Here is an 8,384-nt window from a genome sequence, read left to right as displayed (position 1 = left end):
TGCCGAAGCTGGCCACCCTGATGGACGAGGCGGAAGAAGACGTGCTGGCCTACATGACCTTTCCCAAGGAGCATCGGGCCAAGCTCCACTCGACCAACCCGATTGAACGTCTCAACGGCGAGATCAAGCGGCGCACCGAGGTTGTCGGCATATTTCCGAACGAGGAGGCGATTACCCGCCTCATCGGTGCGATCCTCTTGGAGCAGAACGACGAATGGGCTGTCCAGAGGGCGCGCTATATGACGCTGGAAACCATCGCCCCGCTCGGCGATGATCCCCTCGTCAGCCTGCCCGACGTGGCTGCCTGACAATCCCGGCCAGACCAGCCGGAGACCAAATGAGCGACCCAACTCCTACACCACGCTCAGGGGCACGATCCGCTACTTCTGTAGCGCGTTTCTTATGCGGGGCAACATCCCCTCATTAGGAAGGTAGGTTTTTGGCGCGCGTCAGATCGGTACCTGTCAGATTGGCACCCGTTATGTCCGCACCTGTCATATCCGCGTCAATCAGGTTGGCGCCTGTCAAAACGGCGCGCGTCAGGTTGGCATCCGTTAAGTCGGAGCTCATCAGGTTGGCATCCGTTAAGTCAGTGTCTATCAGATTGGCGTCTGTCAGGTTCGCACCCATCAGGTCCGCGCGCGTCAGGGTGGCGTACGTCGGGTTGGCGGATGTTAAGTCGGCGTATGTTAAATCGGCGTCCGTCAGATTGGTCCGCGTTAGGTCAGCACCTGTCAGATCGGCGCTGGTAAGGTCGGCGTTTTTCAAAGTAGCACCTAACAATTTGGCGTACACAAGGTCGGCGCCTGACAAGTCAACGCCCGTTAGGTCAACGTTCGTCAGGTCGGCCCCTCGCAGGTTGGCGCCCCCCAAGTTTAGACAGGAAAGACAAAAGCGTGCGATGCTCCGGTCGGTAAAAGGCCCAAGCAGGCGATGCAGGGTCGATGCCGACAGTGTTGAGTTTTTTACACCCTCCGGCTCCAATCGGATGATCGACCGTTCGGACGGCGCCAGAGTTACTGACACGGCGGCGTCCAAGGTGGCGAGAAGGGCAACTTCAGCATTGCGAACCCTTCGCTCGATCTCCCGCGACCGAAAATCACCGTTGGGCAGCGGCATGCCTTGCCGAACACACTCGTCAAACAGGCGCGCCAGGGACTCCCGCCATTTCGCGATGTCGCGCGTCACCCCGCCGCCGGAAGCGGCAGAGGCCATCTCAGATCGTAGAAAGTCCAAAAGGGCGCGATCCATTGCCGCGGGACCGCACAGCGCCAGCCAATCCCCCAAGCATGCTGACAGGCTGGTCCGCCCGCTGCGTCGAGACAGCAAATCGTGGCTGGACTCCACTTCCCGCAGCATCCGCTTTGCGATCAGGAACTGGCCGAAGCTCTTGTGCGTGAACTCCACCGCCCGATGGGTCTGGCCGGTGTGAGAACGACAGAAGAAGCTGTCGAGTAGGCAGGTCAGCGCATCGTCGCGATTCGTTGTCAGACAAGCCAGATGCCGGTCAAGGCTGGCGTCTTCCAACCGTTTCTGGACCTCCGGAAAGGGGACAGTCCGGTCTCCTCCGTTGTGCCAAGCCGCGACTGCAACTTCTTCCAACATCCATTCGAGGTCGTTGCGTTTCAGGCCGTCGATGGCCTCAAGCGCGTCACTCTCGCTTCGCCGGTTCACCCGGTCCAGCACATTACCGAACAAGCGGCTGTAGAGGTCGTGTATGCCGTCGATGGACGCCGCGCGCTTGGTGCCTTCCAAAGTCAGGATCTGAGCGATCAACCAGTTGAGCAATGGTTGCTCGGTGAGTGCGTCTAAGTGCGCGTTGCGCTTCCGAAGCATTTCTGGCCGACCACCTGTATGGTCGAAGCGCCGCCACCAAGCCGGACGTTGATCCAGTCGGGCAAGCGCGCCATCGTCAAACCAGTCGCACCGCGTACCCTCAATCCGGAAACGCAGGACGTGCAACCGTGCGCCCTCGGTGCGGGACATTGTGTCCGTGGTTTCAGCTGCACCCGGGCGGCCCGCTAGAAGCAACAGGACCCGCAGCCCGTTCCTATTCCACTCCGACCGCGCGTGGCTCAGGCTGCCGATGAATCCGTTCAGCAGAGTCACCGCACCCTGGCCAACCTTAGCCAACTCGTCCAGCCCGTCCAAGATCAACAGCAGGGGAGGTCCGCTGTCGCTTCGCGCACGTTCCAGAGCGTCATGGCCCACCTCGTCAGACAGGAAGCGGGACAGTTCAGCTCGCGCGTCGCCCGTGTAATTCAGTCGGCTTAGTGGTACCAGCAGCACCCGCCGGCCCTTCCGCGCCAGCCGCGCGGCTAGCATAGTGCAGGCGCTCGACTTGCCGGCTCCGGGCTCTCCCGACAGGACCCGGACCGCATCGCGCGGGTTGGCCCGCTCGATCCATTCATCAAGTTCGTCGTCCAGCCATCGAATGGGGATCAGCGGATCGCCCTTGCGCCGATGCTCCGGTGCCGGCGGTTCCCCCACCGACGCTCGCAAGGGCACGTAGAGATCGTGCAGGGAAAAGCGCGGAACCCTCTCTGGATCGAGCGAGCGGAGGGGCCGATGCACCGCTTCCACCAAACGGGCTCGGTAGGCTTGCCAATCCAGTGCCCGTTGCGCCGCGCCGTCCAGCGGGGTCGTGCGCGTCACTTCGGCGAGCATGGCTCGATAATCGGCCTCTCGGCTGGGGTCACGCAGTCCGGCGGCCAGGGCCAGGACGAAATCCTCGCGGAAGGCCAGACGCATCGTTTCGCGATGCTCCTCCGGCACGCGGCAGACGCGTTGCCAGCCGGCGAAAGCGTCCAGCACCACAGACAGGGCGGGCCAGCGGTCCGGGTCGGAAAAGGCGGCTCCGGTCAGTTCGAGCGGCGTGTCGGCGGTGTGGCGGGCCAGTTCGGCCTCGATCTCGCGCGGATCGGCCTCCGCGGCGAGGAGGGGTGCCTGCCGGGCGAAGCGCTGGATGCTGCGGATTGCCGCCGTGTAGGCGCCGCGCTGAAGCAACAGGCGGGCGCCGTCCTCCGCCGTGGCGTCGCCCGGCCCGTCGCGGGTGAAGGCGTCCGCCGCGTCGATGAACTCCTTGACCGCCTCGACGATGTTGCCGGCAGCGGCGTTCAGCCCGACCTTGCCGAGGGCGATGGCGAGTTTCTTCTTATCGACGATGATCGGCATGAGCAGCCCCTAACCAGAAAGCCGCTCAAAATTAGTAAAAACTATAGACTAACTCAACCAAATCGCAGAGTTGGCTACAGCCGCTCCGCCCCGAACGTATCGCAGGCGTTCAATTCCCCCCGCTCCAGCCCTTTGCGGAACCATTGCACCCGTTGGGCGGAGCTGCCGTGGGTGAAGCTGTCCGGCGTCACGGTGCCGCGGGATTGGCGTTGCATACGGTCGTCGCCGATGGCGCTGGCCGCCGTCAGCGCCTCCTCGACGTCGCCGGGCTCGATGATCTGACGCTCGCGGTTGGCGTGGTTGGCCCACAGCCCGGCGAAGCAGTCGGCCTGAAGCTCCAGCCGCACCGACAGCCCGTTGGCATCGGCTTGCGACCCGGCCTGCCGTTGGGCCTGCTGCACCCGGTCGGAGATGCCCAGCAGGTTCTGCACATGGTGGCCGACCTCGTGGGCGATCACGTAGGCCTGGGCGAAGTCGCCCGGTGCGCGGAAGCGGTCGCGCAGGTCGCGGTAGAAGCTGAGGTCGATGTAAACCTTGCGATCCTGCGGGCAGTAGAAGGGACCCATCGCCGCCTGGGCGAAGCCGCAGCCCGAATCCACCGTGCCGGAGAACAGCACCAGCGCGGGATCCTGGTAGGTCCGGCCGATCTGCTGGAACTGCGCGGACCACGTGTCCTCCGTGTCGGCAAGGACGACGGAGACAAAGCGCTTCAATTCGTCGTCGGTTCCGTTGCTTGGAACGTCGGACTGCTCGTAACGGGCCTGCTCCTGCGGGACGGTGCCTTGCAGCAGGTCCAGCGGGTTGATGCCCAGCAGGAGCGACACCACCACAATCACCGCCAGCCCGCCGATGCCGATGCCGCCGCGCCCGATGGGGATTCCGATCCCACCCCTGCGGAAGCCGCCGCTTCCGGGCGTGCCGCGCCGGTCCTCGACATTCTCGCTCTCGCGACCGTCCTGCCACCGCATCGCCCGATCCTCCCCCAACGCATTGCCAGAGGAAAACCGGCGAGGGGGCGCGGCTGTTCCGGCGCTCCGCCGGATGCGTCAACCCCGCGCTTGACCGCAAGCGGGGCCGTGCCATTTCCTAAGGCATGAACCACCGCTCCTTCGTCCCGACGGAACCCGCAACCGACACCGGCCCGCTGCCCTTTCGCGTGCATTGGTGGCAGGCTCTGGTCTTCTGGCTGCTCACCAACACCTACGGCGTGTTCGAGCGGGGCGGGGAGCCGTTTCCCGGCTATCAACCCTCGCCGCTGCAGCCGCCGGGCTGGGCCTTTCCCGTCGTCTGGTTCAGCATCAGCCTGATCCAGCTCTGGGGCTGCGTGCGGCTGCTGAACGCGCCCTGGACAATCCGCTGGCGCCCGGCGCTGATCGGCATGCAGGGGGCGCTGTGGCTGCTCTACGCCAGTTTCGGATTCGCTTACTTCACGATGGGCAGCCCGATCCTGGCGGCGGCCTGGACCATCGCCTATTTCATAATCGCCGCGACCTGCGTGCTGCTGGTCTGGCCGGACGACCGCGCCATCGCGGCGAGTTGGCTGCCGCTGGTGCTGTGGACCGGCTTCGCCTCCATCGTCGCCGTTCATGGCGTGGTCCTGAACCCGGACCCGCTGTTCGGGCTGGGGCCGGGGCTGGGGACGCGTTGATCAGCCGCGGTAGCGGTGCGTCGCCCCGGTAAAGTCTTCCGCCAGATAGCCACCTTCGCCGTCCGGCTGCACCCAACCCGGCGCGGCGGGGGCCTTGCCGTGCCCGCCGGGGATGTCCAGAACGTAGGTCGGCTGGCAGAGGCCGGAAACGCGCCCGCGCAGTCCCTTCACCAGCGCCTGCCCCTCGGCCAGGGTCGGGCGGAAATGGCTGGTGCCGGCGGCGAGGTCGGGGTGGTGCAGGTAATAGGGTTTGATCCGGTTGCGCACCAACCCCCGGAACAGCGCCTCCAGCGCCGCCGCCTCGTCGTTGATTCCCTTCAGCAGCACGGTCTGGCCCAGCAGGGGGATGCCGGCCTCGGCCAGCCGGGCGATGGCGCCACGCACCGGCTCCGTCAACTCGCTGGCGTGGTTGACGTGGACGGCCATCCAGGTCGCCACGTCCGGCGCCTTCAGCGCCTCGACAAGCTCCGCGGTGACGCGCGCCGGGTCGGCGACGGGGATGCGGGTGTGCAGCCGGACCACCCCGACATGGGAGATGTCCGACAGGCTGCGAACAATGTGGGAGAGGCGCCGCGGCGACAGCAGCAGGGGATCGCCGCCGGTCACCACCACCTCCCACACCTCGGGATGCGTACGCACGTACGCGAGCGCGGCGTCTAGTTCCTCGGGCGACAGGGCCTCGCCGCCCGGGCCGACCATCTCGCGCCGGAAGCAGAAACGACAGTAGACCGCGCAGGCGTGCAGCGGCTTCAGCAGGACACGGTCGGGATAGCGGTGGACAATGCCCTTTACCGGGCTGCGCACCACGTCGCCGATGGGGTCCTCGCGCTCCTCCGGCGCGGTGTACGCCTCCTCCGGAGAGGGAACGTACTGGGCGTACAGGGGATCGCCGGGCGCGGCATCCGCCAGGGTTTCCAGCAGGTACGGGGTCAGGGCGATGGCGTAGCGGTCGGCCACGGCGGCCACGGCCTCGCCCGCCGCGGGCGTCATCAGCCCGGCGGCCACCAGTTCGGTCACGCTGTGGGCTGCCTTCATCGCTCGTTCCCGATCCGCCGCTTTGCGCCTATCATGAGAGGCCCGCTCTTACTCCCGCAGGACCCATGCTGTCGACTCTTCCCCGCCTGATCGGCCACCGCGGCGCCAAGGAAAGCGCGCCGGAAAACACCCTCGCCAGCCTGCGCGAAGCCGCCCGCCAGGGCGCCGCCTGGGTCGAGGTGGACGTGATGCTCACCCGCGACCGCGTGCCGGTGCTGATCCACGACGACACGCTGGAGCGCACCACCAACGGCGCCGGGCCGGTGCCGGACCTGACCCTGGCGGAGCTGAAGGCGCTGGATGCCGGTTCCTGGTTCGACGCCCGTTTCGCCGGCGAAACGGTGCCGACCCTGGAAGAGGCGCTGGGCGTGATCCGCAAGTTGGGCCTGGGCCTGAATCTGGAGATCAAACCCTATCCCGGCCAGGAGGTGGCGACGGCGGAAGCGGCGCTGGAACTGCTGAAACGGCTGTGGCCCGGCGGCCTGCCCCTGCTGGTGTCCAGCTTCGAGGTGCCTTGCCTGGAGGTGGCGCGCGATCGGGCGCCGGAGATTCCGCGCGGTTACCTGCTGTGGGACCCGCCCGCCGACTGGGCGGCCATCGCCGACCGCGTCGGCGCGGCCACGCTGAACATCCATCAGGATCGTCAGACGGCGGAGAGCGTCGCCGCCTACCGCGCCACCGGGCGCCCGGTTCTGGCCTACACGGTCAACGACGCGGCGCGGGCGCGGACGCTGTTCAACTGGGGTGTGGCCGGTGTTTTCACCGACGCGCCCGGCCGGCTGGCGGCGGAACTGGCCGAACAGGCACCCCTGTAAAGCAGTTGCCGTTGGGACCACCGGTTGACGTTTGGGGAACTGTCGCTGTGACAGATTTTTTTCTAACACCGCGAATCCGCTCGTCCGCACGGAAATTTCCTCATATATAGATCGCTCATGGCGGCTGGGCCGTCGGGGGCATGACTCCCGGCGGCGTTTTTCGTCGTCTTTCGGGTCGCGCTGTCCGGGTGCCCGTGCGCGGGCGCTCTCATGGTCTTGGAGGTTTCGTTGAAGGCGCTTAAGCCGTTGCTGATGTCTGGCCGGGAGGTTCTGCCGCTCGTCGAGGGTGGCAAGGGAATTGCCGTCTCCAACGGGGAAAGCTCGGGCGCCTGGGCGGCGGCCGGGGGTATCGGAACATTCTCGGGCGTGAACGCCGACAGCTACGACGAGAACGGGAATCTCCTGCCGCAGGTCTATCACGGCAAAACCCGCCGCGAGCGTCACGACGAGCTGATCAAGTTCGGTATCCAGGGCGGCATCGCGCAGGCGCGCATCGCGCACGAGGCGTCGAACGGCCAGGGCCGCATCCACATGAACGTCCTGTGGGAGATGGGCGGCGCCGAGCACATCCTGCACGGCGTGCTGGAAGGCTCCCAAGGCCTGATCCATGGCGTCACCTGCGGCGCCGGCATGCCCTACCGCGTGGCGGAGATCGCCGTGCACTACGGCGTGCATTACTACCCCATCGTCTCCTCGGCCCGCGCCTTCCGCGCCCTGTGGCTGCGCGCCTACCACAAGTTCCGCGAGAACCTGGGCGGCGTGGTCTACGAGGACCCGTGGCTGGCCGGCGGCCACAACGGCCTGTCCAACTCCGAAGACCCGCTGAAGCCGGAGGATCCGTTCCCCCGCGTCCTGGCGCTGCGCCAGATGATGAACAGCTTCGGCCTGAACGACACCCCCATCGTCATGGCGGGCGGCGTCTGGTGGCTGTCGGACTGGGAGGACTGGATCGACAACCCCGATCTCGGCCCGGTGGCCTTCCAGTTCGGCACGCGCCCGCTGCTGACCCAGGAAAGCCCGATCTCCAACGCCTGGAAGCATCGTCTGCTGACGCTGAAGGAGGGCGACGTCTTCCTGAACCGCTTCTCGCCGACGGGCTTCTACTCCTCGGCCGTCAAGAACCCGTTCCTGATGGACCTGATGGCCCGTTCGGAGCGTCAGGTGGCCTATCTGCCCAAGCCGGTGGGCGAGCATTCCGCCGAGCTGCCGCTGGGTCCGCGCGGCCGCCCGGTCTATGTGACCGAGACGGACAAGGCCCGCGCCGAGGGCTGGCTGTCCCAGGGCTTCACCAGCGGCCTGAAGACGCCGGACAGCACGGTCATCTTCGTCACGCCGGAGCAGGCGGAGCGCATCCACCGCGATCAGGTGGACTGCATGGGCTGCCTGTCGGCTTGCAACTTCTCCAACTGGGCGCAGAACGAGGAAGGCACGAACGGCAAGCGCGCCGATCCGCGCTCCTACTGCATCCAGAAGACCCTGCAGGCGGTCAGCCACACCGACGACTGCGAAAACCAGCTGATGTTCGCCGGTCACAACGCCTTCCGCTTCGCGTCGGACCCCTACTACAAGGACGGGTTCATCCCGACCGTGAAGCAGCTGGTCGAGCGGATCGCCACCGGCTACTGACGCCGGCGGCCCGCGGTTTTGCGGGGGGCGCTTGCCCCCTGACCTGAAATCGTTCTAAAGTGAACGGGCTGCGGCAGATCGCCGCG

7 protein-coding genes are annotated in these 8,384 nt (G+C 66.4%); 4 read left to right on the top strand and 3 right to left on the bottom strand.

Going from position 1 to position 8,384, the window contains the following annotated elements; translation table 11 throughout:
* Positions 1-308: transposase (locus DS837_RS10230; RefSeq protein ID WP_211102161.1), on the top strand; the 308-nt coding region annotated here is incomplete at its 5' end.
* Positions 309-423: 115 nt separating this feature from the next.
* On the opposite strand, the gene DS837_RS10225 is transcribed toward DS837_RS10230, so the two are convergent.
* Together DS837_RS10225 and ypfJ are read right to left on the bottom strand one after the other, a co-directional pair.
* Positions 424-3,174, bottom strand: coding sequence for a pentapeptide repeat-containing protein (locus DS837_RS10225; RefSeq protein WP_149164624.1), 2,751 nt, complete (start codon positions 3,172-3,174; stop codon positions 424-426).
* Positions 3,175-3,248: 74 nt separating this feature from the next.
* Positions 3,249-4,142: a KPN_02809 family neutral zinc metallopeptidase gene (ypfJ, locus tag DS837_RS10220; RefSeq protein ID WP_149164623.1), complete on the bottom strand. Its 894-nt coding sequence runs from the start codon at positions 4,140-4,142 to the stop codon at positions 3,249-3,251.
* 125 nt (positions 4,143-4,267) lie between these two features.
* Here ypfJ and DS837_RS10215 point away from each other — a divergent pair, with 125 nt between their 5' ends.
* Entirely contained in the window at positions 4,268-4,822 is a 555-nt protein-coding gene (locus tag DS837_RS10215) for a TspO/MBR family protein (protein WP_149164622.1), read from the top strand.
* Here the strand turns inward: DS837_RS10215 and DS837_RS10210 are convergent, their stop codons facing one another.
* Complete coding sequence (locus tag DS837_RS10210) at positions 4,823-5,857, bottom strand: lysine-2,3-aminomutase-like protein (RefSeq protein WP_149164621.1); 1,035 nt, start codon at positions 5,855-5,857, stop codon at positions 4,823-4,825.
* 65 nt (positions 5,858-5,922) lie between these two features.
* Here DS837_RS10210 and DS837_RS10205 point away from each other — a divergent pair, with 65 nt between their 5' ends.
* Both DS837_RS10205 and DS837_RS10200 read left to right on the top strand, forming a co-directional pair.
* Positions 5,923-6,672, top strand: a complete 750-nt coding sequence (locus tag DS837_RS10205) for a glycerophosphoryl diester phosphodiesterase (protein WP_149164620.1) — start codon at positions 5,923-5,925, stop codon at positions 6,670-6,672.
* A 228-nt stretch (positions 6,673-6,900) separates the two neighbouring features.
* Entirely contained in the window at positions 6,901-8,298 is a 1,398-nt protein-coding gene (locus tag DS837_RS10200; protein ID WP_038531606.1) for an NAD(P)H-dependent flavin oxidoreductase, read from the top strand.
* Positions 8,299-8,384: the final 86 nt, after the last annotated feature.

It is taken from the genome of Azospirillum brasilense, assembly GCF_008365405.1.
In the GTDB taxonomy this organism is placed as follows: domain Bacteria; phylum Pseudomonadota; class Alphaproteobacteria; order Azospirillales; family Azospirillaceae; genus Azospirillum; species Azospirillum brasilense_D.
This window is presented reverse-complemented; position numbering and strand designations above follow the sequence as displayed.

What these genes read in the sequence shown, in the direction of transcription:
- DS837_RS10210 (WP_149164621.1), bottom strand. Translation starts at nt 5,857, where the DNA reads ATGAAGGCAGCCCACAGCGTGACCGAACTGGTGGCCGCCGGGCTGATG.
- DS837_RS10205 (WP_149164620.1), top strand. Translation starts at nt 5,923, where the DNA reads ATGCTGTCGACTCTTCCCCGCCTGATCGGCCACCGCGGCGCCAAGGAA.
- DS837_RS10215 (WP_149164622.1), top strand. Translation starts at nt 4,268, where the DNA reads ATGAACCACCGCTCCTTCGTCCCGACGGAACCCGCAACCGACACCGGC.
- ypfJ (WP_149164623.1), bottom strand. Translation starts at nt 4,142, where the DNA reads ATGCGGTGGCAGGACGGTCGCGAGAGCGAGAATGTCGAGGACCGGCGC.
- DS837_RS10225 (WP_149164624.1), bottom strand. Translation starts at nt 3,174, where the DNA reads ATGCCGATCATCGTCGATAAGAAGAAACTCGCCATCGCCCTCGGCAAG.